Raw genomic sequence first — 26,832 nt, forward strand, 5'->3', positions numbered from 1 at the left:
GCCCCAGGGCCTTTGTCATCTCCGGCTTTCCCCTAGACTGGGCAATCATGCCAGACACCCCCGGTCCCGCCCTCCATGCCGTGCTGCTCTTCCTGCTCGAACTCGGACTCCTGGGTGCGGCGGGATTCTGGGCGCTGACGGTGTTCTCCAGCCCCTGGGCGGCCGTCGTGGCCGTGGTGGTGGTGGCGGCCGGATGGGGTCTGCTGCTCTCGCCCAAGGCTCCCGCCCGGCCACCGTGGCCCTGGCACGCCGTAGCCGCCCACGTGTTGTTCCTCCTGGGTGCCGTGGTGCTCTTCGCCGTCGGCCAGCCGCTGATCGCCGCCGTCTACCTCGCCCTGATCCTCGCGTCCGTGGCCCTGACCGTCGTCTACCGGGATCGGGTGGGCCGTGCACCGGAGCGGATCCGCGAGTCCGCCGCCCCGTCCGGTCGCCGCGCCGCCGGCCGGTAGGCCTGGGAGGCGCGTTCGTCGTCTCCCCGTTACCGGAAGGCGTTGCCGGCGGCGAGCCCCAGCGCCACGGCCAGCAGGGCCAGGGCCAGATGCGCGGACCAGGATCCGACGGCGGCGTCGAACCTTCCGGACAGGGCGTCGCGCGCCGTGGACACGGAGACGGTGGAGAAGGTGGTGAGGGCTCCCGCTAGCCCGACCACCCAGATCGCCTGGGCGGGACCGGCGAGCCCCGTGGTGGCCAGCCCGGCCACGAAGGAGCCGATCACGTTGGCGACGAGGATGCCGCGCGGTGCGAGGTAGTGGTCCGCGAGCAGTCTCAGGACCGCGCCCACGGCCCCCGCCAGGGCCAGGGCGAGCATCATCGTCAGTGTCATCCCCGCTGTCATCGCCGGCGCCCTCCGGAGGCGTTCCTCGGCCCGGGGGAGGACCACCCTCCCAGGCGCAGTCCGGCGGCGGCACAGGCGGTCCCGAGTGTCGCTCCGGCCGCGAGGGCCAGGAAGGTGCCGACCAGGCCCGCCACCAGCAGGATCCCGCCGGGAGAGCCGGTCTGGATGAATCCCATGACGCCGAAGGCCGGGGCCATGGAGGCGGCCAGGACCACGGCGGACAATGAGGTGTAGGACCCCAGCACACCGACGCCCAGGCCGGCCACGAGCCACCGCGGCAGGGCCCGCCGCGAACTGATGCCGGCCAACAGCCCCAGCAGGAAGGACCCGGACAGGTTCACCAGCCCCAGGCTGATCCATCCGGCCACGGGAGATCCGGTCTCCGGGGCCGGCAACACCAGCAGCCAGCGCAGCAGCGTCCCGAGAGCCCCGCCGGCCGCCACGGCGCCGACGACGGCCCATCCGGGATGCCGTGCGCGTCCCATCAGGCCTGCTGCTGGCCGACCAGTTCGGGGTTCAGGGACTCGAGGGCGTCCGGATGCAGCAGCCCGTTGGTGGCCAGGGCATTGCCGCCGAAAGGGCCGTCCTCGCCCTCGAGCGAGGTGAAGCGCCCGCCCGCCTCCGTGACGATCGGCACCAGCGCCGCCATGTCATAGAGCTCGAGCTCGGGTTCGCAGGCGATGTCCACGGCGCCCTCGGCCACCATCATGTAGGACCAGAAGTCACCGTAGGCGCGGGTCCGCCACACCGTGGACGTCAGCTCGAGGAACTCGCGGATGTTGCCCCGCTCCCGCCAGCCCTCCAGGGAGGAGTAGGAGAGGGAGGCGTCCTCGATCTTGGAGACGTTGGAGACGTGGATGCGGGTGGCCGAGGCGATCGACTTGCCGGTGTAGGCGCCGGTGCCCTTGGCAGCCCACCAGCGGCGGTTGAGGGCCGGGGCGGAGACCACGCCGACCACGGGCACGCCGTCGTCGATCAGGGCGATCAGCGTGGCCCAGACGGGGACGCCGCGCACGAAGTTCTTGGTGCCGTCGATGGGGTCCACGATCCAGCGCCGCGGCCCGTGGCCGTGCTCGCCGAACTCCTCGCCCAGGACGGCGTCACGGGGACGGGCCCGGGCCAGGTTGCCCCGGATGAGCTCTTCGGCGCCGCGGTCCGCATCGGTCACCGGGGTCAGGTCCGGCTTCGTGTGGACCGTGAGGTCCTGCGCCTTGAAGCGGGACATGGTCTGGGAGTCCACCGAGTCGGCCATGATGTGGGCCAGTCGAAGATCATCGGTGTAGTTCTTGGGCGCATCGGTCATGGAGGCCACGCTACCGTTCCCCGGCGGCCGCATCGGAACGCCCGTCGAGGAGGCGCCGCAGGGACGCCAGCCGTTCGGGACCGGACACCCCCGCGTGCCCCGCGGCCACCCAGGCGTCCAGGGCGCACCCGGGCTCACCGGCGGCGTGCAGGCAGCCGCGCGGGCAGTCGGCCAGCGCCGGTGCCAGGTCCTCGAAGGCCTCCACCACACGGTCCCGGTCCACCAGCCCCAGACCGAAGGACCGGATGCCGGGGGTGTCCACCAGCCAGGAGCCACCCGAGCCACCTGAGTACGGCAGCGGGATCGCCAGCGCCGAGGACGAGGTGTGGCGGCCGCGGCCGGTGACGGCGTTGACGTGGCCGGTGGCACGCCGGGTCCCGGTGAGGGCGTTGAGCAGGGTGGACTTCCCGACGCCGGAGGGCCCCACGAGCACGGAGATGTGGCCTTCCAGCCGGGTCCGGAGGGCGGCGAGCAGGCCGGCGTCCAGGTCAGCGTCGCCGCCCGGCGGGGGCGTCTGCGCCGTCTCCGCGGCGCCCGAGGTGAGGACCTCGAGGTCCAGGTGGCGGTAGTGGGAGAGCAGGTCGGCGGGATCCCGCAGGTCGGTCTTGGTGATGCACAGGATCGGATCGATGCCGGCATCATAGGCGGCCACCAGGGCCCGGTCGATGAACCCGGTGCGAGGTTCCGGATTGGCCGCGGCCACCATGATCACGAGGATGTCCACGTTGGCCACCACCACGCGCTCATAGGCGTCGGAGTCGTCGGCGGAGCGGCGCAGGACCGTGGACCGGTCCTCGATCCGCACGATCCGGGCGAGGCTCCCCTCGCGGCCGGAGAGGTCCCCGACGACGCCCACGAGGTCACCCGTGACCACGGGATTGCGGCGCAGTTCCTTGGCACGCATGGCGGTGATGTCCCGGGTGCCGTCCTCGTCGCTGACCTGCACGGTGTACCGCCCGCGGTCCACCGTGACGACCCGCCCCACCAACGCCTCCCCGTGCGTGGGGCGGTCTTTGGTACGGGGGCGGGAGCCCTTCTTGGACGGGCGGGCACGGACATCGGACTCGTCCCACCGGCGCGGGTCGAAGTCGCGGCCGGGGCGGCTCATCCCCCCACCAGCCCGGTCCACATCTCCGGGAAGTCCGGCATCGTTTTCGCCGTGGTGGCGATGTTGCGGACGTTCACGTCCGGCACCGCCAGGCCCACGACGGCGGCGAAGGTCGCCATCCGGTGGTCCTCATAGGTCTCCAGCGTGGCCCCGTGCAGTGGTGCTGAGCCGGACGGAAGGCCGGTGAACACCAGGTGGTCCCGGCCCTCCTCCACCGCACCACCGAGGCGCCCGGCCTCAGTCGCCAGGGCCGTCAGGCGGTCGGTCTCATGGCCGCGCAACTGGCCGATGCGAGTCAACCGCCCGTGACCCTCCGCCAGCAGGCAGAGGGCCGCCACGGTAGGGGCCAGCTCACCGGTGTCGGCGATCTCGCCCGGGGCGGTGATGCGGGGCCCGCCGGTCACGGTGAGGGTGCCGGTGGCACCGTCCGGCACGGTGGGGGAGAAGTCCACGCGGGCGCCGAACGCGGGGAGGATGCTGCGCCAGCGGTCTCCGATCTGGGTGGTCTGGGCGGGCCAGTCAGGGACGGACACCGTGCCGGCCGTGGCGACGGCCGCGGCCAGGAAGGGCCCGGCGTTGGACAGGTCCGGTTCCACCGCCGTGTCCAAGGCCCCGATCGGTCCGGGGGGGACCTTCCACTCGCCGGGCACGGAATCGTCCACCTGGACACCGCAGCGCCGCAGTACCGCCACGGTCATGCCGACGTGCTCGGGGCTCGGCACCGTGGACCCCGTGTGCACCAGGTGCAGACCATGGCGGAAGCGGGGGGCCGCCAGCAGCAGCGCGGAGACGAATTGGCTCGAACCGGAGGCATCCACCTCGACCCGGCCGCCGTCCACTGCGCCGGTGCCGTGGACGGTGAAGGGCAGGGTGCCGGCGTCGAGCCCGGAACCGTCCATCCGGACACCGAGTCCGGCCAGACCGTCCAGGACCGCACCCATGGGCCGGGACAGGGCGGCCTCATCACCGGTGAACCGGATGGAGCCGGACACGAGCGCGGCCACCGGTGGGACGAACCGCATGACGGTGCCGGCCAGGCCGCAGTCGATGGTGACGTCGCCGAGCGCGCCGGCCGGGCCGGCGTCGGGCCCGGCGTGGGGAACGGGCGTGGGCAGAGGCGTGACCTCCACCGTGCCGGGCGCGACCTCCGTGATGGTGGCGCCGAGGGCGACGAGGGCCTGGACCATCAGCCGGGAGTCACGGCTGTCCAGCACACCGCGCAGGCGGCTGGGACCGTCGGCCAGGGCGGCCAGCACCAGATAGCGGTTGGTGAGCGACTTGGAACCGGGCACGCGCACGGTGCCGGAGACGGGGCCGGAGGCTCGGGGCGCGGGCCAGGGATCGAGGGGCGCGGGAAAGGTGCTCACCCAGCCAAGATTACCGGCCGCGGAATATCCCTGCTGGTTGGGTTGCTGTACTCGCCAGATCCAGCTGCCCGCCAGCAGCTCTGCAGCTGCTCTCCACGCAGCGAGCACAGTCCAGTCGTCCGGAAGGGATGGTCTCCATGGCCCCAGCCGCAGTGTCGCTTGCCGAACGGCCGCTCCTGGCGGACCGGGCCGTAGACTGGCAGGCAATGGATACCAAAGACACCGCCTCGGTCCCCGCGGCGCACGACAACCCGGACGTGGACCTCGCCTCGGAGTCGGACGGCGCCCGGCGCATGCGCTTCGAGCGGGATGCCCTGGAGTACGTGGACCAGTTGTATTCCGCGGCCATGCGCATGACCCGCAACCCGCAGGACGCCGAGGATCTGGTTCAGGAGGCCTTCACCAAGGCGTACTCGTCCTTTCACCAGTACAAGCCGGGGACCAACCTCAAGGCCTGGCTGTACCGGATCCTGACGAACACCTACATCAACCTGTACCGCAAGCGTCAGCGCCAGCCCCAGCAGGCGGCCACGGACACGGTCGAGGACTGGCAGATGGCCCAGGCCGCAGAGCACACGTCCACCGGCCTGCGGTCCGCGGAGACCGAGGCGTTGGACCACCTGCCCGATTCGGACGTCAAGGATGCCCTGCAGGCCATCCCGGAGGAGTTCCGCCTGGCCGTGTACTTCGCGGACGTGGAGGGCTTCGCCTACAAGGAGATCGCCGGGATCCTCGACATCCCCATCGGCACCGTCATGAGCCGGCTGCACCGCGGCCGCAAGCTGTTGCGCGGCCTGTTGACGGACTACGCCCGGGACCGCGGCATCAAGGTCGACCAGGCCGGCAAGAAAAGCCCCCAGGGCTCGAAGAACCAGAAGAGCACCACCAGCAACCAACCGGACAAGGAGGCGGGCAGATGAGCGAGGACTGCCAGAAGATCGGCAACTGTGAGGACGCCCGCATCCAGCGGCTCTACGAGTACCTCGACGGTGCGCTGACCCACCAGGATCTCGAAGAGGTCAAGAACCACCTGGGTGAATGCACGGACTGCTCCCACGAGTACGACCTGGAGTGCATCATCCGCTCAGTGGTCAAGCGCAGCTGCTCCGAGAAGGCCCCCTCGACCTTGAAGGTCAGCATCATGGCTCGCATCAGCGAGATCAAGGTGGAAGCCGGGCACTGACCCAACGCCCGAGTCTTTAAGCAACAGACCCCGCCGGAGCGGACGGATCAACCGTCCCGATCGGCGGGGTCTAGTGCGTTGCAGGGCCTCAGGAGTTGGGCCGCTTGCCGTGGTTGGCGCTACCCTTGCGGCGGTCCTTGCGCTTGCGTCCACGCTTGCTCATCGCGGTTCCTTCCGGTGATGGATGCCGTCATCGATACATGACAGCACCATCCAGTTTCGCACACGCCGGTTGCCCGGCCCAACTTGGGCGACGGCCCGGCCGAGGAGTCAGCCGCGGCCTCTCGGTCAGGCGGTGGGCTCCGGCAGATTCAGCCACTGGTACCAGCCGCGGTGCAGCACCAGCCAGGCGATGAGGCCGTAGCCGGCCTGACCGGGCAGGCCCTGACCAGCCGCCAGGTCATGGCGCCACTGCTCGTGGTTGACCAGCGGCGTGAAGGTGTCCACGTAGTAGTGGTGGCGCCGGTCCGCCACGTCCAGGTAGGCCGTGTTCAGTTCCTGCAGCCGCGCATTGCGCTCACCGTCCAGGGACGGGACAGGACCTACCACGAGGGTGGCGATGTCCAGCTGCGCGGCGCGGTCCAGGATGTTGGCCAGATTCAGACGCGCACGGGCCGTGGAGGACTCGCGGTCCAGGTCGAGGTCGGACAACCCGATGACCAAGCGGTTCTCGGTCCCCTCGCCGTAGCGCAGTGCCGTCTCCGACTGCCACCGCTGGGACAGGGCCTCGGTTCCCTCATCCGGGCGGGCGAGGACATAGCTCTCCAGCTGCACCCCGGGTGCCGAGGTCTTGGCCAGGACGCGGCCGAGCCAGCCCAGGGCGCGGGGGTCGCCCACGCCGGCCAGCAATTCATTGCCGACGGAGGCGATGCGGATCCGACGAATCTCCACTGTTTACCTTTCGATGGGGTGCCCGTCACTGTACCAAGGCCCACTGGGAGCCGTGCACGGAATCGGGGCCTGCAGGGAAGCGCTGGGGAACACTCGGCCCGGGGGCCGGGCCGAATACCCCGTCAGGGACGGGCGGCTACGTTCAGCGGCCGAAGGCCTGGTCCATCAGGATGGAGGCCTCGTGATCGTGGCGGACCTTGGAGCCGGCCGACGTGGAGGCCGAGGCCGGGCGGGACACCAGGATCACCTTCCGATCCAGTTCCGGCAGCAGGTTCAGGGCCATGAACGGCCACGGACCCTGGTTGGCGGGCTCGTCCTGGACCCAGTTCACCGTGGCGTTCGGATACTTGGCCAGCTCGGCCTGGATCTCCTCGGAGGGCAGCGGGTAGAGCTGTTCCACGCGGATGATCGCCGTCTTGGTGTCCCCATCCTTCTGGCGACGGGCCAGCAGGTCGTAGTACAGGCGGCCGGAGACCAGCAGCACCTTCTCCACCGAGTTGCCGACCTCGTGGTCCGGGATGACCGCCTGGAACCGGCCCTGGGTGAAGTCCTCCACCGTCGAGGTGGCGGCCTTCAGGCGCAGCAGCTGCTTGGGAGTGAACACGATCAACGGACGGCGTGGACGCACGTAGGCCTGCTCGCGCAGCAGGTGGAAGTGGTTCGCACCGTTGGACGGATTGGCCACCCGCATGTTTTCTTGGGCGCACATCTGCAGGAAGCGCTCGATCCGTGCGGACGAGTGATCCGGTCCCTGGCCCTCGTAGCCGTGCGGCAACAGCAGCACGAGGGAGGAGTTCTGGCCCCACTTCTGCTCCGAGGAGGAGAGGAACTCGTCGATCACGGTCTGGGCGCCGTTGACGAAGTCGCCGAACTGGGCCTCCCACAGCACGAGGGCGTCGGAGCGCTCCACGGAGTACCCGTAGTCGAAGCCCATCGCGGCGTACTCGCTCAGGAGGGAGTCGTACGCCCAGAACTTGGCCTGGTCGCTGGACAGGTTCCTGATCGGCGTCCACTCGTCGTCCGTCACGCGGTCGTGGAAGACCGCGTGACGCTGCACGAAGGTGCCGCGCCGCGAGTCCTGTCCGGCCAGTCGCACCGGCACGCCCTCCATGAGCAGCGAGCCGAAGGCCGCGAGCTCGGCGAAGCCCCAGTCGATGTCCCCGTTGACGGCCATCTTGGCGCGCTTTTCGAGCAGCGACTTGAGCTTGGGGTGGATGGTGAAGTCCTCCGGGATCTCCAGGTGGGCCTGGCCGATCCGCTGCAGGGTCTCCTCGGTGATCTTGGTGCCGTCCGGCGCCTCGGGAGTTCGGTCCTCATCGTCCGTGGTCTTCTCCAGGCCGGTGCCGATGACCGGGATGGGCGAGGTCTGTGCCTCATGGGTCTCCGCGAACACGCGCTCCAGGCGCTGCTGGTAGTCCTTCAGGGCCGAGTCCGCCTCGTCCTGGGTGATGTCACCGCGGCCGACCAGGTTCTCCACGTACAGCTTGCGCACCGAGCGCTTCTGCTCGATGAGGTTGTACATGCGCGGCTGGGTCATCGAGGGATCGTCACCCTCGTTGTGGCCGCGGCGGCGGTAGCAGATCATGTCGATGACGACATCCTTGTTGAACCGCTGCCGGTACTGGTAGGCCAGCTGGGCCACGCGGACCACGGACTCCGGGTCGTCGCCGTTGACGTGGAAGATCGGCGCCTGGATGGTCTTGGCCACGTCCGTGGCGTAGACCGAGGACCGGGCGGAGGACGGCGGGGTGGTGAAGCCGACCTGGTTGTTGACCACCACGTGGATGGTGCCGCCGGTGCGGTAGCCGCGCAGCTGGGAGAGGTTCAGCGTCTCCGCCACCACGCCCTGGCCCGCGAACGCAGCATCCCCGTGCACCAGGATCGGCAGCACGGAGTAGGAGTTCACGGAGTCACCCCCGCGGTCCAGGCGGTCCTGCTTGGCGCGGACCACACCTTCCAGGACCGGGTTCACGGCCTCGAGGTGGGAGGGGTTGGCGGCCAGATAGACCTTGGTGCGGTTGCCGCGGTCCGAGGTGAAGGTGCCCTCGGTGCCGAGGTGGTACTTCACGTCACCGGAGCCCTCCACGGAACCGGGGATGGCGGTGCCCTCGAACTCGCGGAAGACCTGGGCGTACGTCTTGCCCGCGATGTTGGTCAGCACGTTCAGGCGGCCGCGGTGGGCCATGCCGATCGCGACCTCCTCGAGGCCTTCATCGGCGGCGCCGGACATCACCCCGTCCAGCAGGGCGATCAGCGATTCACCGCCCTCGAGGGAGAAGCGCTTCTGGCCGACGAACTTGGTCTGCAGGAACGTCTCGAAGGCCTCGGCGGCGTTGAGGCGGCCGAGGATGCGCAGCTGCTCCTCACGCGTGGGCTTGGCGTAGGGGTGCTCCAGCTCGTCCTGGAACCACTTGCGCTCCGTCGGGTCCTGGATGTGCATGTACTCCACGCCGGTGTTGCGGCAGTACGCATCCCGCAGCACGCCGAGGATGCTGCGCAGCGGCAGCATGGGCTGGCCGCCGAAGCCGCCGGTGGGCCACTCGCGGTCCAGGTCCCAGAGGGTCAGCCCGTGCTCCAGGATGTCCAGGTCCGGGTGCTTGCGCATCGTGTACTCGAGCGGGTCCACGTCCGCGATCAGGTGGCCGCGCACGCGGTAGGAGTGGATCATCTGCTGGATCCGGGCGACCTTGTTGATCTGGTCTTCCGGGTTGACCTGCACGTCCGGCTTCCACTGCACCGGCTCGTAGGGGATCCGCAGCGACTCGAAGATCTCCTCGTAGAAGCCCTGCTCGCCGAGCAGCAGACCGTGGATGATCTTCAGGAACTCACCCGAGGCGGCGCCCTGGATCACGCGGTGGTCGTAGGTCGAGGTCAGCGTGATCGTCTTGGAGACGGCCAGGCGGTTCAGGGTCTTCTCGGAGGCTCCCTGGAACTCGGCCGGGTAGTTCAGGGCACCGACGCCGATGATGGCGGCCTGGCCCTCGGAGAGGCGCGGCACGGAGTGCACGGTGCCGATGCCGCCGGGGTTGGTCAGAGAGACGGTGGTGCCGGCGTAGTCGTCCAGGCCGAGCTTGTTGTCCCGGGCACGCTTGACCAGGTCCTCGTAGGCGCGCCAGAAGTCGATGAAGTTCATGGACTCAGCGCCCTTGACGTTCGGGACCACGAGGGTGCGCGAGCCGTCCTTCTGCGGCAGGTCGATGGCCAGGCCGAAGTTGATGTGGGCCGGCTCCACGATGGAGGGCTTGCCGTCCACCTCGCGGTACAGGACGTTCATGGCCGGGTACTGGGCCAACGCTCGGATCAGGGCGTAGCCGACCAGGTGCGTGAAGGAGACCTTGCCGCCGCGGCTGCGCTTGAGGTGGTTGTTGATGACCACCCGGTTGTCGATGAGCAGCTTGGCGGGTACATCGCGCACCGTGGTCGCGGTCGGCATGGACAGCGAGGCGTCCATGTTCTTCGCCACGGCCCGGGACATGCCGCGCAGGGGGGAGACCTTGTCCTCGGTGGTCTCCTCGGAGCCCTTCTTCTTGGTCTTCTCCGGCTCGGACGGGACCGGTGCGGTGGCCGGGGCGCCGGACTTCTTCACGGCGGGGGAGGCGGAGGCGGCGGACGGGGCGGCGGACTTCTTCGAGTCCTCGGCCTTCTGGGGCTGAGCTGTTGCTGTCTTGGCGGTCTTCTCGTTCTTCTCACCGGAGCCGGCGGACTGGCCCGAGCCGTTCGCATCGGCGCGCTTGCCGACGTCGACGGCGGTGTCCTTCACGGACTGCGAGGCCTTGCCGGCCGAGGAGGCCGGTGCGGATGCGGCCGCCGGGGTGTCCGCCTCCAGCCGTTCGAAGATCTGGACCCACTTGGCATCTACGGAGGACTTGTCCGCCTTGTACTTGTCGTAGATTTCCGCGACGAGCCATTCGTTTCCGGGAAATTCCGCGGAAAGCCGGTCGGACGTGAGTTCTGGCACGGTGGTAACGCCTCTTCCGTAAGTTTCTGTCTGGTTCACCGGCGGGTGCATCCCTGCTGCGCGCCCTGCTCCGGTCCGCTCTGTTGGCGCGCCTCCCCAAGCATAGTGATAGTTCGGCGTCAGGTTCCAACGCACGCCGGGATTTCCTGCGAACCATCGGCGAACCACCCGCGAACCACCCGCGAATCGGTTCGTGGGATCATGGGACCATGGAATTCCTCACGATGCCGACCACCGATCTCACCTATGCGGATGTGTTCCTGGTTCCCTCGAAATCCGAGGTCACGAGCCGGATGGACGTGGACATTTCGGCGGACGACGCCACCGGGGCGACCATCCCGCTGGTGTCCGCCAACATGACCGCCGTGACCGGACGCCGCATGGTCGAGACGATGGCCCGGCGCGGCGGACTGGGCGTCCTGCCGCAGGATGTGCCCCTGGACGTCATCGAGCAGGTGGCGGGCTGGGTGAAGCACCGTCACCCGGTCTTCGAGACGCCGTTGCGGGTCCGTCCCACCGACACCGTGCTGGATGTGCTGCACCTGCTCGGCAAACGCAACCACCCCGCGGTCTGCGTGGTCGAGGACGGGCCGGGCGAGGAAGAGGTCTTCGCCGGCATCGTCCGCCGTGAGGACTGCGAGGGCGTGGACCGCTTCTCCTCGGTGGCCTCGGTGCTCCGTTCACCGGCGCTGACCTTCGAGGCCGGGACCTTTCCCTCCCTGCAGGAGGCCTTCGGCCAGCTGGACACGGCCGGGGTGGCGTACGCCCCGGTCCTGGACGGCACGTCGCTGGTGGGCGTGATGACGCCCTCGGGTGCCCTGCGCTCGGGGATGTTCGTCCCGGCCCTGGACCGGAACGGTGCGCTGGGCCTCGGCGCCGCCGTCGGGATCAACGGGGATGTGGCCGGACGGGCCGCGGCCCTGGTGGAGTACGGCGTGGACGTGCTCGTGCTGGACACCGCGCACGGCCACCAGCAGAAGATGCTGGACGCCCTGGCTGCCGTGAAGTCCCTGGATCTGCCGGTGCCCGTGGTGGCCGGCAACGTGGTCTCGGCCGGGGGCGTGCGTGAGCTCGTGGCCGCGGGCGCGGACATCGTCAAGGTCGGTGTGGGGCCCGGGGCCATGTGCACCACCCGGATGATGACCGCCGTGGGCCGGCCCCAGTTCTCCGCGGTGCTGGACTGCGCCACGGCCGCCCGGGACCTGGGCAAGCACGTCTGGGCCGACGGCGGCGTCCGCTACCCGCGGGACGTCGCCCTGGCCCTGGCCGCCGGTGCCAGCCAGGTGATGATCGGCTCGTGGTTCGCGGGGACGGTCGAGTCCCCGGGGGATCTGGTGGCCGACGCCGACGGGCGCCAGTACAAGGAGAGCTTCGGCATGGCCTCGGCGCGCGCCGTGCAGAACCGCACCAAGGCGGAGGACGCCTATTCGCGGGCCCGCAAGGCCATGTTCGAGGAGGGCATCTCCACCTCGCGGATGTACCTGGACCCGGAGCGGCCCTCCGTGGAGGACCTGCTGGACATGATCACGGCCGGGGTGCGCTCCTCCATGAGCTACGCCGGCGCGGGGGACCTGGCCGAGTTCCGCGAGCGGGCCGTCGTCGGGGTGCAGTCCGCGGCCGGCTACGAGGAGGGGCGGCCGGTCCGGCAGTCGTGGTGAGACCCCACGGGAAGTGTTCCGTATACTGGGAGCACTATGGACAGACACCGATCTGGTGCCACCGCCCGCCGCCGGGGATCCCTTCAGGATTCCGCCGTGGCCGGAACGGAGCCCTCTAGTACGTGCCCCCTGAACGAGCCGGCCGCTGACGGTCCCGCGGGGGGTGGGTGCTGACGTGGAATGGCTCCTCCTTGCGCTGGGCCTGCTGCTGGTCTTCGGCACCGGCTTCTTCGTGGCCGTGGAGTTCTCGATGATCGCCCTGGACGTCCCCACGGTCCAGCGGTTGGTGGATGACGGCGACCGCGGCGCCGAGCCGCTGCTGAAGTGCCTGAAGTCCCTCTCGACCCAGCTCTCCGCGTGCCAGCTCGGCATCACGCTGACGACCCTGCTGACGGGCTACCTGATGGAGCCGTCCCTCGGGGCCCTCCTGGCGGGGCCGATGGCAGCCCTCGGGCTGAACGAGGCGACGGCCTCGACCGTCTCGATCGTGGTGGCCATGGTGGCCGCCACCCTGGCCTCGATGCTCATCGGCGAGCTGATCCCGAAGAACCTCTCGATCGCCCGGTCCATGCAGGTCGGCCGCGCCCTGGCACGGCCCATGCTGGCGTTCTCGTTGGTCTTCCGGCCCGTGATCTTCATCCTGAACGGCTTCTCCAACCGGGTGCTGCACCTGTTCGGCATGGAGGCCAAGGAGGAGATCTCCGGTTCGCGGACCCCGGAGGAGCTCTCCTCCCTGATCCGCCGGTCCGCCGAGATGGGCACCCTGGACGAGAAGACCGCCGTGTTCGTGGACCGCACCCTGCGGTTCTCCGCTCGCACCGCGGCCGACGTGATGACCCCGCGCATCAGGATGGAGTCGATCGAGGTCGACGAGCCCCTGGACGCCGTCATCGAGACCGCCCGCCGCACGGGCTACTCCCGGTTCCCGGTCATCGGTGACTCCCCGGACGACGTCCGCGGGGTGCTCCACGTCAAGAAGGCCGTGGCGGTGCCCCGTGCCAAGCGACAGGAGCTCGTGGCCGCCACCATCATGACCGACGTCGGCCGGGTGCCGGAGACCGTGCACCTGGACCAGCTGTTGACGGAGCTGCGCTCCTCCAGCCTCCAGGTCGCCATGGTCGTGGACGAGTACGGCGGCACCGCCGGCATGGTCACCCTCGAGGACCTCGTGGAGGAGATCGTCGGCGAGGTCTCCGACGAGCACGACCGGGTCACCCCGGGCGTGCTCCAGACCGCCTCCGGCAAGTGGTACTTCCCGGCACTGATGCGCCCCGACGAGGTCGGTGCGCAGATCCCGGCGCTGAAGGTGCCCGAGGACGGTTCCTATGACACGGTCGGCGGCTACATCATGGCCGTGCTCGGCCGGGTGGCCGAGGCCGGGGATACGGTGGCGGCCGATGGCGGCACCCTGGTGGTGGAGCGCATGGACGGGCGACGGGTGGACCGGGTCAAGTTCGTGCCGGCCGCCCCGAACCTCGCGGCGGCCGAGGTGGCCTCTGCGATCGGTTCAGCCGGTGCAACCGGATCGGCCGGTCAGCGGAAGGCGGCCCACCGATGAACGAGCTCAACAACGACGTCATGGGCATCGTGTGGCTGGTCGTGCTGCTGATCGCCAACGCCTTCTTCGTGGCCGGCGAGTTCGCCGTCATGGGTGCCCGCCGCAGCCAGATCGAGCCCAAGGCCGATGCCGGCTCGGGCCGGGCCCGGACCGCCCTGTTCGCCATGGAGCACGTCAGCCAGATGCTGGCCGTGTGCCAGCTCGGCATCACGGTCTGCTCGCTGCTGATCCTCAACGTGTCCGAACCGGCCATTCACCACCTGCTCGTCATCCCCCTGGAGGGCATGGGGGTGCCGACGGCGGCCGCGGACGTCACGGCCTTCATCATCGCCCTGCTGGTGGTCACCTTCCTCCACGTCACCTTCGGCGAGATGGTCCCGAAGAATGCCGCCGTCTCCATGGCCGATAAGGCGGTCATGCTCCTGGCCACCCCGCTGGTCTGGCTCAACAAGGTCCTGCACCCGGTGATCGTGGCCCTGAACTGGGCCGCCAACATCGTGCTGCGGGGCCTGAAGGTGGAGCCGCAGGACGAGGTGAACTCGACCTACACCCTCGAGGAGGTCCAGTCCATCGTGGCCGAGTCCACCAGGACCGGCCTCGTGGACGACGGCTCCGGCCTGATCTCCGGTGCCCTGGAGTTCTCGGACTACACGGCCGAGGCCGTCATGGTGCCGGTCTCCGACGTGGTCTCCCTGCCGGCCGACGTGGCACCCAAGGCCTTCGAGACGGCGGTGGGCCGCACCGGATTCTCCCGCTTCGTGCTGGAGGACGGCGATGGGTCCTACACCGGCTACCTGCACCTCAAGGACGTCATGACGGTTCCAGGCGAGCGGTACCGGGAGCCCGTGCCGGTGACCAAGGTCCGGTCCATGGCCAACGTGTCTGTCACGGACGAGATCGAGGACGCCTTGAGCCTCATGCAGCGCACCGGTTCCCACGTGGCCCGGGTCATCTCGGCCGAGGGCGAGACCGTCGGGGTGCTGTTCCTCGAGGACGTGCTTGAGATCCTGGTGGGTGAGATCCACGATGCGACCCAGTCCAACAACCCCGTGAAGTTGCAGGCCCCGGGACGCTAGCGGGGGGCTGTGCACCCTCAGGGGGCCGGGCGGCGGTCACCGGGGTGGTCGCACCCCGGATTATTGGCAACGGTTCGCATCATGCTAAGTTGACATCCGTTCTCAATAGATCTTACCGCCCGGAAGGCCCCCATGCACGAGACCCCGTCGCCCGCCCCCCGATCAGCCCTGGGGCTGTCCGGTCGGAAAGGGCCCGCCACCGCGCGCCGGCGCGCCCTGCCCCTGGCGGCTCTCGCCCTGGCCGGCACCGTCCTGACCGGATGTGCGGGCGGTGGCTCCGAGCCGGAGGGCGCCTCGAACGGGGCGGAGCCCGTGGCCGTGGCCACCACCACCCAGCTCGGCAGCATCCTGGACAGCATCACCACCTGTGCCGGAACCGCCTCGTCCACGGTGATGGGCCCCGGTGATGACCCGCATGATTTCTCGCCCTCCTCACGCCAGATCGCCGAGATGGCCGGGGCCGGCCTGGTCGTCACCAACGGACTCGGCCTCGAGGCGGGGATGCAGACGGCGCTGGACAATGCCGCTGCGGACGGGGCTCACCTGGTCGAGGTGGCCCCCGAGGTGGACCCGTTGGCCTTCGCGGAGCACGACGGGCATGAGGGCGGTTCCCCGGAGGACCAGTCTGCCGAAGGCCACTCACCTGAAGGCCACTCTCATGAAGGCAATGACCCGCACTTCTGGATGGACGTCGCCCGCATGGGTCAGGCGGCCGAGCTGATCGGGGCAGAGCTCGCCGAGGTCACCGGGGACGGGCAGTATGCGGACTGCGGTACGCAGACCGCCGAGGAGCTGGTGGCGGTGGACGCCGAGGTCCGGGAGATCCTGGAGACGGTCCCCGAGGACCGTCGCACCCTGGTGACCGACCATGCCGCCTACAACTACTTCGCCGAGGCCTATGGGTTCGAGATCGCCGGCGTGGTCGTCCCCGGGGGCTCCACGGACGCCGAGCCGTCCTCCGGCGAGCTGGCCGGGCTGGTGAGCCAGATGAACCAGGAGGGGGCAGATGCCCTCGTCACGGGTGCCGGGGCCGGCAACAAGCTCGTCAGCGCCCTGTCCGCCGAAACCGGGGGAGAGGTCCCGGTCGTGGAACTCTACGAGGGTGGGGTCGGCCCCGAGGGTTCCGGTGCCGAGACCTATGCAGAGGCGATGGTGCTGAACGCCCGCACCCTCGCCGAGGCCCTACAGTGAGTGCCGTGCTGTTCTCCGTGTTCTCCGTGGACTGGCTGGTCGAGCCCTTCGCCCTGGGCTTCCAGCAGCGTGCCCTCGTCGGCGGCCTCGTGGCCGCGGTGATGTGCTCCGTGGTCGGCGTGTGGCTGGTGCTGCGCGGCATGAGCTTCTTCGGTGACGCGTTCGTCCACGGGGTGATCCCCGGCATCGCCGCCGCCGTGCTCTTCGGGTTCTCCCCGTACGTGGGCGCCGCCATCGCCGCAGCCGCCATGGTGGGCGGGATGCAGCTGATCTACCGCACCACCACGCTCAAGGAGGACACCTCGATCGGCCTGCTGTTCGTGGGCATGATGGCCCTCGGCGTGGTCCTGATCTCCAAATCCGAGTCCTATACGGGCTCGTTGACGGCCATCCTCTTCGGCGACGCCCTCGGTGTCAGCTGGGAGGACATCCGCACGCAGACGGTGATGGCCGTGGTGGTCATCGTCTTCGCGGTGCTGCTGTACCGGCCCCTGATGTCCCTCTCGTTCTCCCCGGCCAAGGCCCAGTCGCTGGGGATGCACCCTAAACTCACGCACGGGCTGCTGCTGGTGCTCATCGCCACGGCCGTCATCGGCAGCTTTCAGGCCGTGGGCACGCTGCTGGTGTTCGGCCTGCTCGTGGGGCCACCCGCCACCGCGGCTCTCGTCTCCCGCACGGTGCCGGTGATGATCACCTGGTCCGTGGCCATCGCGGTGTTCTCGGTCTGGTGCGGGCTGACCTTGAGCTACTACTGGGGCACGGCGGGCTCGGCGACCATGGCGTTGGTGCCGATCGTGCTGTTCTTCCTCGTGCTGGCCATCCGAGAGGCGGTCCGCCGGGTGCGGCGGCGGGGGCGCCCGGTCGATCCGTCACATCCCTCGCATCCGCAGGAGAGCGCGCTCAACGGCGAGCTGGACACGGCGGTGAGGGCATGAGCGGCGTCCTGGTCGAGGCACGCGACCTCGTCCTCTCCCACGGCCACCAGGTCGCCCTGCATTCCTCGTCGTTCCGGGTCCCGCTAGGCGGGGTGACCGCTGTCATCGGACCCAACGGATCCGGCAAATCAACGCTCCTGCAGGCGATCGCGGGGGTGCTGGAGCCGGCGTCGGGCAGCCTGACCGTGTTGGGTGGCTCGGTCCGGGACAGCCGGCAGCGCATCTCCTATGTCATGCAGTCCGTGGTCTTCCCGGTGGGCACGCCGATGACCGTGCGGGATGTGGTCCGGATGGGCCGCTATCCGGCCGCGGGCTGGCTGCGTCCGTTCACGAAGGTCGACCGAGCGGCCGTGCGGGACGCCCTGGAGCAGATGAAGGTCGAGGACCTGGCGGGCCGCCACCTGGATGAGCTCTCCGGCGGGCAACGGCAGCGGGTCTACGTGGCCCAGGGGCTGGCCCAGGGTCACGAGGTGCTCATGCTGGACGAGCCGATGACCGGGCTCGACATCACCTCGGCCCGCACGATCGACCGCATCATCCACGCCGAGACCGCCCACGGGCACTCCGTGGTCCTCACCACGCATGACCTGGACGAGGCGCGCGCCGCAGACCATGTGATCCTCGTGCACGGCCGGGTCGTGGCGTCCGGCCGGCCCGAGGACGTCATGACGCGCTCGAACCTGGAGGCCGTCTACGGCCTGGGCTCCCTGCACGGCTCCGCGGACGACGACGCCCCGGTCCTCGTGGACCCGGACTGCACGGCGGAAGAGGTTCAGGAACGGGAGCAGTCGGGGCAGATCCCGTAGATCTCCACCGTGTGCTCTACCTCGGCGAAACCGTGCTCGGCCGCGATTCGCGCGGCCCACTGCTCCACCGAGGGCGCCTCGATCTCCACGGCCCGGCCACAGCGGCGGCACACCAGGTGGTGGTGGTGGGTCTGGGCCTCGCAACGGCGGAAGAGCGATTCGCCGTCGTCCGGGTTCAGCACGTCCACCAACCCGTCCTGCTGCTGTTGCTGCAGAACGCGGTACACCGTGGCCAGGGAGACCGGCTCGCCGCGCTCTTTGAGGACGGCGAAGAGCTCTTGGGCGCTGACAAAGTCGGTGAGTTCGTCCAACGCCCGGTTCACGGCGGTCTTCTGCCGGGTGGAGCGGCTTTTCACGGGTCCGGCGTTCATCCTGGCAAGGCTACCAGCGTCCTCACCCCGTGGGGCGGACGGAGTGCGCCGCTGGGCGCCGGACCGGCGCGACATCCGCCTGACGTGGATCGCCTTCCTCCGATAGGGTGGAGCAGTGCCTACCCAGATAGTCCTCACCAAGTACGGCCATGCGTGCATCCGGCTCGAGAAGGACGGGCGTCGCCTCGTCCTCGATCCGGGGAATTTCACCGATGTCCCCGTGGCCCTCGACGGCGCCGAGCACATCCTCGTCACGCACGAGCACGCCGACCACCTCGACGACGGCCCGGTCCTGGAGCACCTGGCGGCTCACCCGGACGTGACGGTGCGGGCGCCCGCCGCTGCGGTGGCCCGACTGACCGATGCGGCGCCGTCCGCCGGTGTGGATCCGAACCGGATCATCTCCACGGGTCCCGGGGAGGAATTCGAGACGGCCGGGTTCGCGGTGCAGACCGTGGGCGGCCAGCACGCCGTGATCCATCCTCAGATCCCCGTGGTGGCCAATACGGGCTACCTGATCGACGGCCTCGTCTACCATCCGGGGGACAGCTACATCGTCCCTTCGGGCCCGGCCCCGGACACCCTGTTGGTGCCCCTGAGCGCCCCCTGGAGCAAGCTGTCCGAGATGGTGGACTTCATCACCGCCGTCCGTCCCCGCCAGGCCATCCCGGTGCACGACGGGCTGCTCAACCACCGCGGGCTGCCGATGTACCGCAAGCAGGCGGCGACTTTCGCCGAGCGCCACGGGACCGAACTGGCCGTCCTGGAGGAAGGTGAGAGCACGTGCATTTAGCGTCCCAGCCCCCCGTCCTCGTCAGCGTGGGGGTCCTGGCCTCCTGGCAGGGCCGTGACCACACGGGGCCTGCCGCGTCGCCGGCCGGCTTCGTGGGCCGTGAGCCCGCGCCGACGGAGGAGACCCTCAAGATCCTGGACGTGCGATGGACGCCGCTGGGCTCCGGCAACGGCCACGAGGAATACCTCCGCGGCCACATCCCCGCGGCGGTCTACGTGAGCATGGGCAGCCACCTGGCCGGCCACTACGGACCGCGGGAGGGCCGCCATCCGCTGCCGGACCCGGCCCGGTTCGGGGACACCGTCCGCATGCTCGGCCTCAACGACGGTGACACCGTGGTGGTCTACGACGACGCCCACGGCACCTCCGCGGCCCGCGCCTGGTGGCTGTTGCGGCACGCCGGGGTGGAGAAGGTCTACCTCCTCGACGGCGGGCTGTCCGCCTGGCGGGCGGCGAACCTGCCGCTGCAGGCCGGGGACGTCATTCCCCGGCCCGGGCGGGCCCGGACCACGTGGGGGCAGATGCCGGTGCTGACCATGGATGACGCGGCGGTACTCCCCGAGGACGGGGTGCTGCTCGATGCCCGGGCGGTGGAGCGCTACCGCGGCGAGGCCGAGCCGCTGGACCCCCAAGCCGGCCACATCCCCGGGGCGGTCAGCGCCCCGACCGCGGACAACGTGGACGAGAGCGGGCACTTCCGGCGGGCCGGCGATCTCGCCGAACGGTTCCGGGCGCTGGGCGTGGACGACGCCGGCGTCGTGGGTGCCTACTGCGGTTCAGGGGTGAGTGCGGCCCACCAGATCGCGGCACTGCATGTCGCCGGGGTCCCGGCCGCCCTGTACCCCGGGTCCTGGTCGGCGTGGTCCAACACCCCGGGCCGGCCCGTGGCCACCGGGGAACAGCCGTGACGCCGTCCCCGCGTGGACCGATGCCGGTCCCGCGGGGGAAGATCGAAGCAGCAGTGAGCACCAGTCCCGTCCCAGGAGGCCACACCATGAGCACCGTCTTCACCCGGATCATCAACGGAGAACTGCCCGGCCGGTTCGTCTGGAAGGACGAGACGTGCGTGGCCTTCCTCTCGATCGGACCCCTGACCCAGGGCCACACCCTCGTGGTGCCCCGCGCTGAGGTCGACCTCTGGACCGACGCCGAACCCGAGCTGGTCTCCCACCTGATGGCCGTCGCCCAGGCCATCGGCCAGGTCCAGGTGCAGACCTTCAACGCGCACCGGGCCGGCCTCATGGTCGCCGGCTACGAGATCCCGCACCTGCACGTGCACGTGTGGCCCTCGAATTCGCTCGACGACTTCGACCTGGACCAGGTGGACAACCATCCCGAGCCAGAGGACCTGGACGAGGCCGCGGAACGGATCCGGGCCGGACTGCGCGTGGCCGGTCACACGGAGTACGTGCCCGAGGACTGACCCGATCCAGGAGTGACGGAACCGGCGCAGACGCCGGTGGGGGATGCGGTCTAGCCGGCGGCCTGCTTCAAGGCCTGGCGCACCCGCTTCTCCGAGACGGAGACGGCGGTTCCGAGGTCCTGGGCGAAGTAGCTGATGCGCAGTTCCTCGATGAGCCACCGGACCGCATCCAGCGCGGGCGGGACGGCCTTCCCGGCGGTCAGCTTCTGCACCTCGGCATCGAAGGCGTCCTCGAGACCCTGCACCACGGCCATGTCCCGGGCATCGCGCTGCACCTGGCCGCCGGCCTTGAGCTTCTCGATCCGCCGCAGCATGCCCTGCAGGTACCGGGGCAGATGCTGCAGGTGCGCCCACCCGGTCGCCGCGACGAACCCCGGGAACACCAGCTGTTCCACGTGGGCCTTGATGTCATTCAGGGCGGGGGCCATGGCCAGGGACACCGACCCCTTGAGCTCCTTGCGCACCTGGGTGGCCCGGGACAGCACCTGTTCCACGATGGCCGTCACCGCGAAGACGGTGTCGATGAGTTCGGCCCGCACGGTGGTGAACAGGCGGCGGAACTCGGCCTCGGTGAACGGCAGGGACTCCGGGACCAGACGGTCCACGGCGGCGCGGGTGCAGTCGTTGATCAGCTGCTCCACCGAACCGTGGGGGTTCTGGGTGAACGTCAGTTTCTCCCGGTTGTCCAGGTGGTCCAGGACGTAGCGCTGCGGGCTGGGCACCAGGGCCAGCAACAGGTTCACGACGCCGGCCCGGTGCGCGGCCTGCTGGTCCTCCTCGGTGCGGAACACGGACAGTCCGGCGGCGGAGGACCCGTCCCGGGCGGTCTCCGCCATCAGAGCCGGATAGCCGGTGATCCGCTGCGTGCCCGAGCCGGCAGAGATCTCCGTGTCCACCTTCCGGGGGATGTCCCCCACCACCCAGTCGGTCAGGCCGTGCCGCTCGGCGAAGGCCGCCGCGGACGGAGTGGTCCGGGCGGCAGCCTCGGCCGGGCCGTCGGCGGAGCCGCCGGGAGGACGGGGGTGCCCATCGCGCCGGACGTTCCGCGGGGACGGTGCGGAGCCGCCGACTGTGCCATGGTCCGGACCGCCGGCGCGGGAGAGCGACTCCGCGATGGCCGTGCGGTTCGCCCCCGCCAGCCGGTCCTGGAGCGCGGCGAGGTCCTGGCCGGTGCCCATGACAGCACCGCGGCCGTCCACCACGCGGTAGTCCGGCACCAGGTGCGGCGGGATCGCTGAGAGGTCCCAGGACCCCGGCGGGACGACCACACCCTTCATCCGGCGCAGGGTCAGCTCCAGGGCGGGCAGCAGGCCGTCCGAGGCGGGGTCCGCGTCCTGGTCCAATTGCTCGACGGCGGCCCGCGCCACGTCCGGCGCCGGCACGAAATTCTTGCGCACGGCCTTGGGCAGGGACCGGATCAGCGCCGTGACCAGGTCGACGCGCAGTCCCGGGACGAGCCAGCGGAACCGCTCCGGGTCCATCTGGTTGAGCATCAGGATCGGGATGAGGACGGTGATGCCGTCCGACTCGCCCGTTCCTGCCGCCGGGTTGAAGTCGTAGGACAACTCGAGGTCGATGCCGCCCCCGTCCGTGGGGTGGTGGAACACCGTGGGGAACTGGTCCGTGTCCAGCTCCTCGGTGCCCACGGCCAGCAGTGACTGCTGATCGAGGTCCAGCAGGTCCGGGGCCTTCTGGCGCGTCTTCTTCCACCAGGAGTCGAAATGGCGCTCGGAGACGACGGTGGCCGGGACGCGCGCGTCGTAGAAGTCGAAGAGGTCCTGGTCCGAGACGCGGAGGTCGCGGCGGCGCAACCGCGTCTCCAGGTCCTCGATCTCGGCCAGGGCTGCGCGGTTGCGCGCGAAGAAGTGGTGGCGGGTCTTCCAGTCGCCTTCCACCAGGGCATGGCGGATGAACAGCTCACGGGAGCCGGCCGGGTCGATCCGCCAGAACTGCACCTGGCGGTCCGGGATCAGGGTGACGCCGAACAGGGTGACCTTCTCCCGCGCGACCACCGAACCGGAGCTCCGGGACCAGTGGGGCTCGTTGTAGGTCCTCTTCGCCAGGGCGCCGGCGGCCTCCACGGCCCAGACCGGATCGATCTTGGCGACCATCCGGGCCCACAGCCGGGACGTCTCCACGAGTTCGGCCGCCATGACGAAGGCATGCCTCTTCTTGAACAGTGCCGAGCCCGGAAACACCGCGAACCGCGTGTTGCGGGCGCCCTGGTAGTCGCGCTTGCGCTCGTCCCAGGCCCCGATGTGGGAGAGCAGGCCGGTCAGCAGGGAGCGGTGCACGGGCTCGTGCTGGCCCACCGGGTCCACGGGACCGGCGGAGACGGAGATGCCCAGGGGCTTGGCCAGCTGGCGCAGCTGCTGGACCAGGTCCTGCCACTCGCGGACGCGCAGGTAGTTGATGTACTCGGTGCGGCACATCCGGCGGAACTGGTTCCCGGAGAGCTCCTTCTGCTGCTCGCGCAGGTAGGCCCACAGGTTCAGCAGTGCCGAGAAGTCCGAGTTCTCGTCCTTGAATCGGGCGTGCTGCTCATCGGCCTGGGCGCGCTGCTCGGTGGGGCGTTCACGGGGGTCCTGGATGGTCAGGGCGGCGGCGAGGACCATGACCTCACGCACGCAGCCGCGCTCACCGGCCTCCACGATCATCCGGCCCAGGCGCGGGTCCACCGGCAGCCGGGCCAGTTTCCGCCCGATCGGCGTGATGGTGCCCTTGGGGTAGGACCGGCCGCGCGCGTCCGGCTGGCCGCTGTTCAGGGCCCCCAGCCCGGTCAGCAGGGCCGCACCGTCGGTGACCTGCCGCGAGTCGGGCGGCTGCAGGAAGGGGAAGTCGCCGACGTCGGCCGGGGTGGTGGCCACGCCCATGGAGCACATCTGCAGGATGACGGCCGCGAGGTTGGTGCGCAGGATCTCCGGGTCGGTGAACTCGGGGCGGGACTCGAAGTCCTCCTGCGAGTAGAGGCGGATCGCGATGCCGTCCGAGGTGCGGCCCGACCGCCCGGACCGCTGGTTGGCGCTGGCCTGGCTGATGCGCTCGATCGGCAGCCGCTGGACCTTGGTGCGGTGGGAGTACCGGGAGATGCGGGCCGTGCCGGTGTCGATCACGTACTTGATGCCGGGAACCGTCAGCGAGGTCTCCGCCACGTTGGTGGCCAGGACGATGCGCCGCCGGGGGCCGGTGGAGAACACGCGGTGCTGTTCCGCCATGGACAGGCGCCCGTAGAGCGGCAGGATCTCCGCGTTCCCGAGGCGGCGGTTGGCGGCGACGCGAGGGGCCAGGGCCTCCGCGGCGTCTCGGATCTCGCGCTCGCCGGAGAAGAACACGAGGATGTCCCCGTCCGGCTCGCGGGCCAGCTCGTCGACGGCGTCGCAGACCGCGTCCACCGGGTCGCGGGACTCCTCCTCGGCGTCCGCATCGGCGTCGACGTCCAGGGCGTCAACGGCGTCCAGGGGACGGTAGCGGATCTCCACGGGAAAGGTGCGGCCGGAGACCTCGATGATCGGCGCCGGCTCGTCCTGGCCCGTGGCGTCGGGCAGCGCGAAGTGGGCGGCGAAGGACTCCGGATCGATGGTCGCGGAGGTGATGATGACGCGCAGCTCGGGGCGCCGGGGCAGCAGGCGCTTGAGGTATCCGAGCAGGAAGTCGATATTGAGGCTGCGTTCGTGGGCCTCGTCGATGACGATCGCGGAGTATCGGGACAGCAGCTGGTCATGCTGGATCTCGGCGAGCAGGATGCCGTCCGTCATCACCTTGAGCCGCGTCCGCGCGGACGTCTGGGCCGTGAAGCGAACCTGATAACCGACGTCGGAGCCGATCTCCGTGCCGAGCTCATGGGCGATGCGTTCGGCCACGGAACGGGCGGCCAGGCGCCGGGGCTGGGTGTGCCCGATCATCCGCTCGGCCTCCAGCACGCCCTCGTCAGCCAGTTCGAGGAGCATCTTGGGCAGCTGGGTCGTCTTCCCCGACCCGGTCTCACCGGCCACGATGACGACCTGGTGGTCGCGGATGGCATCCATGATCCGGTCCCGTTCGGCGGAGACCGGCAGGTTCGGTGGGTACTCCAGGCGGATGGTGGAGGCGTGCACGGAGGGGTGCGTCGTGGCATCGGACATGGCACCGGCCAGTCTACGGGGCGTGCGGGACGGTGGGCGCGTCACGCGGGCCACGAGCCGACCTCGAACAGCCGTACTAACCCACGGCCAGATCTGGACGGGAGGGCCAGATCGAGCCGAGACGGTGGACGAAACGGCGGTCCGGACCGTCCGGGCAGGACAGACGGTCCGATAAGTGATCCGTGTTACGTCAATCGCGACTAGGGTGGGTAACCGTCGTACCCCGGATCCCTCGCACCGGCGCATCAGCGTCCACCCGGAGTACGCGGTGGTGAAAGGACCTACATGATGCTCGGTCGTCAGAAGAACCGCACCGGACTCCGCGCAGGAGCGGTGCTCGCCGTTTCCGCACTCGCCCTGACCGCCTGTGGCAATGACGGAGGCGACGGCGGCTCCGCCCCCGCCGAGGGCGGCGACGGTTCCGAGTCCTACTCGATCGGTGTGTCCCAGTTCCTCTCCCATGCCTCCCTGGACGCGGCGCGCGCCGGGTTCGAGACACGGATCGAGGAGTCCGGACTGGATATCACCCTGGACGTCCAGAACGCCCAGGGCGACCAGGCGACCGCCAACACCATCGCCGGCTCCTTCGCCTCCGCCGACCACGATCTCGTGCTGGCGATCGCCACCCCGTCGGCACAGACCGCCGCCCAGGCCATCACCGACGTCCCGGTGCTCTTCACCGCCGTGACCGATCCGGTCTCGGCCAGCCTCGTGGAGTCCAACGAGGCCCCCGGTGGCAACGTCACGGGCACCTCCGACGCGAACCCCGTGCTGGAGCAGCTCACCCTGCTGACCGAGTTGGATCCGGAGGCCACGACGGTGGGCGTCGTCTACTCCTCCGGTGAGGTCAACTCCGAGGTCCAGGTCGAATGGGCCAAGGAGGCCGCGGAGGAACTGGGGCTGGAGATCGTCGAAGCCACCGTCTCCAACTCCTCCGAGGTGCAGCAGGCCGCGAACTCGCTCTCCGACGTGGACGCCCTGTACGTGCCCACCGACAATGCCGTGGTCTCCGCCCTGGAGACGCTGATCGGTGTGGCCCAGGAACGCCAGATCCCGCTGATCCCCGCCGAGGGCGATTCCGTGGAACGCGGCGGCGTGGCCACCTACGGCCTCAGCTACGACCAGCTCGGCGCGCAGACGGCGGACATGGCGCTCCGCATCCTGACCGAGGGCGCGGACCCGGCCGCCATGCCGGTGGAGACCCTGACCGAACCGGAGCTGTACGTGAACCCGGCTGCCGCCGAGGCCATGGGCGTGGAGATCCCGCAGTCGATGATCGACGAGGCCGACCACGTGGTGGGTCAGGAGTAAACGTCCACTCATGAACACCGCTATCGAACTGGGTCTGATCTACGCGATCATGGCCCTCGGGGTCTACGTGACCTTCCGTATCCTCGACTTCCCGGACCTCACGGTGGACGGCTCGTTCACCACGGGCGCGGCCGTCGCCGCCATCTCGATCGTCAACGGGGTGAACCCGTTCCTGACCTTCCTGCTGGCCTTCATCGCGGGATTCCTGGCGGGCGTGATCACCGGCCTGCTGCACACGAAGGGGCGCATCAACGGCCTCCTGGCCGGAATCCTCACCCAGATCGCGCTGTACTCGATCAACCTGCGGATCATGGCCAAGGCCAATGTCCCCCTGCTGGGGGAGGAGACGGCCATCAGCCCGCTCAAGGAGGCTGGACTGATCGGCGGCTGGGGTTCCATCGGCATCTTCGCGGCCGTGGCCATCCTGCTGGCGCTCATCCTGGCCTGGTTCCTGCACACGGACCTCGGCCTGGCGATGCAGGCCACGGGCGACAACGAGAAGATGATCCGCTCCTACGGCGTCAACACGGACAACCAGAAGATCCTGGGCCTGGCGCTGTCCAACGCCCTCGTCGGACTCAGCGGTGCCGTCGTCGCCCAGTTCCAGGGCTTCGCGGACATCGGCATGGGCATCGGCCTCATCATCGCCGGCCTGGCGTCCGTGATCCTCGGGCAGGCCATCTTCGGCACACGCTCGATCCTGGTGGCCGTGCTGGCCGTCATCGCCGGATCCGTCCTCTACCGGGTGGCCATCCAACTGGCCCTCACGGTGGGCCTGGACCCCAACGACATGAAGCTCGTCTCGGCCGTGCTGGTGGTGATCGCCCTGGTGGTCCCGCAGATGCCGTTCTTCCGGCGCCGCAAGGCGCTGGTCAACCGGGCGGACCCGGAGGGTGCCGCCGCCGCGGGAGCCGAGGCGCCGACGTCGCCGGCCGGTGCGGGTG

General features: G+C 69.8%; 24 protein-coding genes. 14 read left to right on the forward strand and 10 right to left on the reverse strand.

Going from position 1 to position 26,832, the window contains the following annotated elements; translation table 11 throughout:
• Positions 1-47: 47 nt before the first annotated feature.
• Positions 48-449 carry a DUF2568 domain-containing protein gene (locus RUH65_RS08850; protein ID WP_313817002.1) on the forward strand — a complete coding sequence of 134 codons (402 nt, stop codon included), beginning with the start codon at positions 48-50 and terminating at the stop codon, positions 447-449.
• A 29-nt stretch (positions 450-478) separates the two neighbouring features.
• Here the strand turns inward: RUH65_RS08850 and RUH65_RS08855 are convergent, their stop codons facing one another.
• The 5 genes from RUH65_RS08855 to aroA are packed head-to-tail and all read right to left on the reverse strand — an operon-like array spanning position 479 to position 4,613.
• Positions 479-823 (reverse strand): CrcB family protein, encoded by a 345-nt coding sequence (locus RUH65_RS08855; RefSeq protein WP_313817003.1) that lies wholly within the window; start codon positions 821-823, stop codon positions 479-481.
• Between the two features lie 8 nt (positions 824-831).
• Positions 832-1,320: a CrcB family protein gene (locus tag RUH65_RS08860; protein ID WP_313817004.1), complete on the reverse strand. Its 489-nt coding sequence runs from the start codon at positions 1,318-1,320 to the stop codon at positions 832-834.
• On the reverse strand, positions 1,320-2,138 hold the full coding sequence (gene hisN, locus RUH65_RS08865) for a histidinol-phosphatase (protein ID WP_313817005.1): 819 nt from the start codon (positions 2,136-2,138) through the stop codon (positions 1,320-1,322). Before hisN ends, RUH65_RS08860 begins: the two co-directional genes overlap by 1 nt.
• Positions 2,139-2,148: 10 nt before the next feature.
• Entirely contained in the window at positions 2,149-3,246 is a 1,098-nt protein-coding gene (gene rsgA, locus RUH65_RS08870) for a ribosome small subunit-dependent GTPase A (RefSeq protein WP_313817006.1), read from the reverse strand.
• A complete protein-coding gene (gene aroA, locus RUH65_RS08875; protein WP_313817007.1) occupies positions 3,243-4,613 on the reverse strand; it encodes a 3-phosphoshikimate 1-carboxyvinyltransferase in 1,371 nt (456 codons plus the stop codon). The genes rsgA and aroA overlap by 4 nt, the downstream gene beginning before the upstream one ends.
• Before the next feature lie 206 nt (positions 4,614-4,819).
• Here aroA and RUH65_RS08880 point away from each other — a divergent pair, with 206 nt between their 5' ends.
• On the forward strand, positions 4,820-5,533 hold the full coding sequence (locus RUH65_RS08880) for a sigma-70 family RNA polymerase sigma factor (RefSeq protein ID WP_313817008.1): 714 nt from the start codon (positions 4,820-4,822) through the stop codon (positions 5,531-5,533).
• Entirely contained in the window at positions 5,530-5,796 is a 267-nt protein-coding gene (rsrA, locus tag RUH65_RS08885) for a mycothiol system anti-sigma-R factor (protein WP_313817009.1), read from the forward strand. The genes RUH65_RS08880 and rsrA overlap by 4 nt, the downstream gene beginning before the upstream one ends.
• 88 nt (positions 5,797-5,884) lie before the next feature.
• Here rsrA and RUH65_RS15700 read toward each other — a convergent pair whose 3' ends face one another.
• The 3 genes from RUH65_RS15700 to RUH65_RS08895 all read right to left on the reverse strand — a co-directional run bounded on the left by RUH65_RS15700 (position 5,885) and on the right by RUH65_RS08895 (position 10,645).
• On the reverse strand, positions 5,885-5,959 hold the full coding sequence (locus RUH65_RS15700; RefSeq protein ID WP_371300742.1) for a 50S ribosomal protein bL37: 75 nt from the start codon (positions 5,957-5,959) through the stop codon (positions 5,885-5,887).
• A gap of 125 nt (positions 5,960-6,084) precedes the next feature.
• Complete coding sequence (locus RUH65_RS08890; protein WP_313817010.1) at positions 6,085-6,687, reverse strand: GDSL-type esterase/lipase family protein; 603 nt, start codon at positions 6,685-6,687, stop codon at positions 6,085-6,087.
• A 142-nt stretch (positions 6,688-6,829) separates the two neighbouring features.
• On the reverse strand, positions 6,830-10,645 hold the full coding sequence (locus RUH65_RS08895) for a multifunctional oxoglutarate decarboxylase/oxoglutarate dehydrogenase thiamine pyrophosphate-binding subunit/dihydrolipoyllysine-residue succinyltransferase subunit (protein ID WP_313817011.1): 3,816 nt from the start codon (positions 10,643-10,645) through the stop codon (positions 6,830-6,832).
• A 209-nt stretch (positions 10,646-10,854) separates the two neighbouring features.
• Here RUH65_RS08895 and RUH65_RS08900 point away from each other — a divergent pair, with 209 nt between their 5' ends.
• The 6 genes from RUH65_RS08900 to RUH65_RS08925 all read left to right on the forward strand — a co-directional run bounded on the left by RUH65_RS08900 (position 10,855) and on the right by RUH65_RS08925 (position 17,869).
• Positions 10,855-12,303, forward strand: coding sequence for a GuaB1 family IMP dehydrogenase-related protein (locus RUH65_RS08900; protein WP_313817012.1), 1,449 nt, complete (start codon positions 10,855-10,857; stop codon positions 12,301-12,303).
• Positions 12,304-12,478: 175 nt separating this feature from the next.
• Positions 12,479-13,861: a hemolysin family protein gene (locus tag RUH65_RS08905; RefSeq protein ID WP_313817013.1), complete on the forward strand. Its 1,383-nt coding sequence runs from the start codon at positions 12,479-12,481 to the stop codon at positions 13,859-13,861.
• The gene (locus RUH65_RS08910) at positions 13,858-14,937 is read left to right on the forward strand and encodes a hemolysin family protein (protein WP_313817014.1); all 1,080 of its coding nucleotides are present in this window, start codon (positions 13,858-13,860) and stop codon (positions 14,935-14,937) included. Before RUH65_RS08905 ends, RUH65_RS08910 begins: the two co-directional genes overlap by 4 nt.
• Before the next feature lie 132 nt (positions 14,938-15,069).
• Positions 15,070-16,128 carry a metal ABC transporter substrate-binding protein gene (locus RUH65_RS08915; protein ID WP_313817015.1) on the forward strand — a complete coding sequence of 353 codons (1,059 nt, stop codon included), beginning with the start codon at positions 15,070-15,072 and terminating at the stop codon, positions 16,126-16,128.
• A 5-nt stretch (positions 16,129-16,133) separates the two neighbouring features.
• The gene (locus RUH65_RS08920; RefSeq protein WP_313817016.1) at positions 16,134-17,063 is read left to right on the forward strand and encodes a metal ABC transporter permease; all 930 of its coding nucleotides are present in this window, start codon (positions 16,134-16,136) and stop codon (positions 17,061-17,063) included.
• Positions 17,060-17,869 carry a metal ABC transporter ATP-binding protein gene (locus RUH65_RS08925; protein ID WP_313817017.1) on the forward strand — a complete coding sequence of 270 codons (810 nt, stop codon included), beginning with the start codon at positions 17,060-17,062 and terminating at the stop codon, positions 17,867-17,869. The genes RUH65_RS08920 and RUH65_RS08925 overlap by 4 nt, the downstream gene beginning before the upstream one ends.
• Here the strand turns inward: RUH65_RS08925 and RUH65_RS08930 are convergent.
• On the reverse strand, positions 17,836-18,240 hold the full coding sequence (locus RUH65_RS08930) for a Fur family transcriptional regulator (protein WP_313817018.1): 405 nt from the start codon (positions 18,238-18,240) through the stop codon (positions 17,836-17,838). The two genes, RUH65_RS08925 and RUH65_RS08930, sit on opposite strands and share 34 nt — an antisense overlap.
• Before the next feature lie 115 nt (positions 18,241-18,355).
• On the opposite strand from RUH65_RS08930, the gene RUH65_RS08935 reads away from it, so the two are divergent.
• From RUH65_RS08935 to RUH65_RS08945, 3 genes are all read left to right on the forward strand, one after another.
• Positions 18,356-19,033 (forward strand): MBL fold metallo-hydrolase, encoded by a 678-nt coding sequence (locus RUH65_RS08935; protein ID WP_313817019.1) that lies wholly within the window; start codon positions 18,356-18,358, stop codon positions 19,031-19,033.
• A complete protein-coding gene (locus RUH65_RS08940; RefSeq protein ID WP_313817020.1) occupies positions 19,024-19,941 on the forward strand; it encodes a sulfurtransferase in 918 nt (305 codons plus the stop codon). Before RUH65_RS08935 ends, RUH65_RS08940 begins: the two co-directional genes overlap by 10 nt.
• An 86-nt stretch (positions 19,942-20,027) precedes the next feature.
• A complete protein-coding gene (locus RUH65_RS08945; RefSeq protein ID WP_313817021.1) occupies positions 20,028-20,456 on the forward strand; it encodes an HIT family protein in 429 nt (142 codons plus the stop codon).
• 50 nt (positions 20,457-20,506) lie between these two features.
• On the opposite strand, the gene hrpA is transcribed toward RUH65_RS08945, so the two are convergent.
• Positions 20,507-24,577: an ATP-dependent RNA helicase HrpA gene (gene hrpA / locus RUH65_RS08950; RefSeq protein WP_313817022.1), complete on the reverse strand. Its 4,071-nt coding sequence runs from the start codon at positions 24,575-24,577 to the stop codon at positions 20,507-20,509.
• Positions 24,578-24,862: 285 nt separating this feature from the next.
• On the opposite strand from hrpA, the gene RUH65_RS08955 reads away from it, so the two are divergent.
• Positions 24,863-25,888: an ABC transporter substrate-binding protein gene (locus RUH65_RS08955; RefSeq protein ID WP_396179907.1), complete on the forward strand. Its 1,026-nt coding sequence runs from the start codon at positions 24,863-24,865 to the stop codon at positions 25,886-25,888.
• A gap of 10 nt (positions 25,889-25,898) precedes the next feature.
• The coding region (locus RUH65_RS08960; RefSeq protein WP_313817023.1) for an ABC transporter permease at positions 25,899-26,832 on the forward strand (934 nt) is incomplete at its 3' end.

The sequence above is a fragment of the Citricoccus sp. genome (assembly GCF_032154715.1).
In the GTDB taxonomy this organism is placed as follows: domain Bacteria; phylum Actinomycetota; class Actinomycetes; order Actinomycetales; family Micrococcaceae; genus Citricoccus.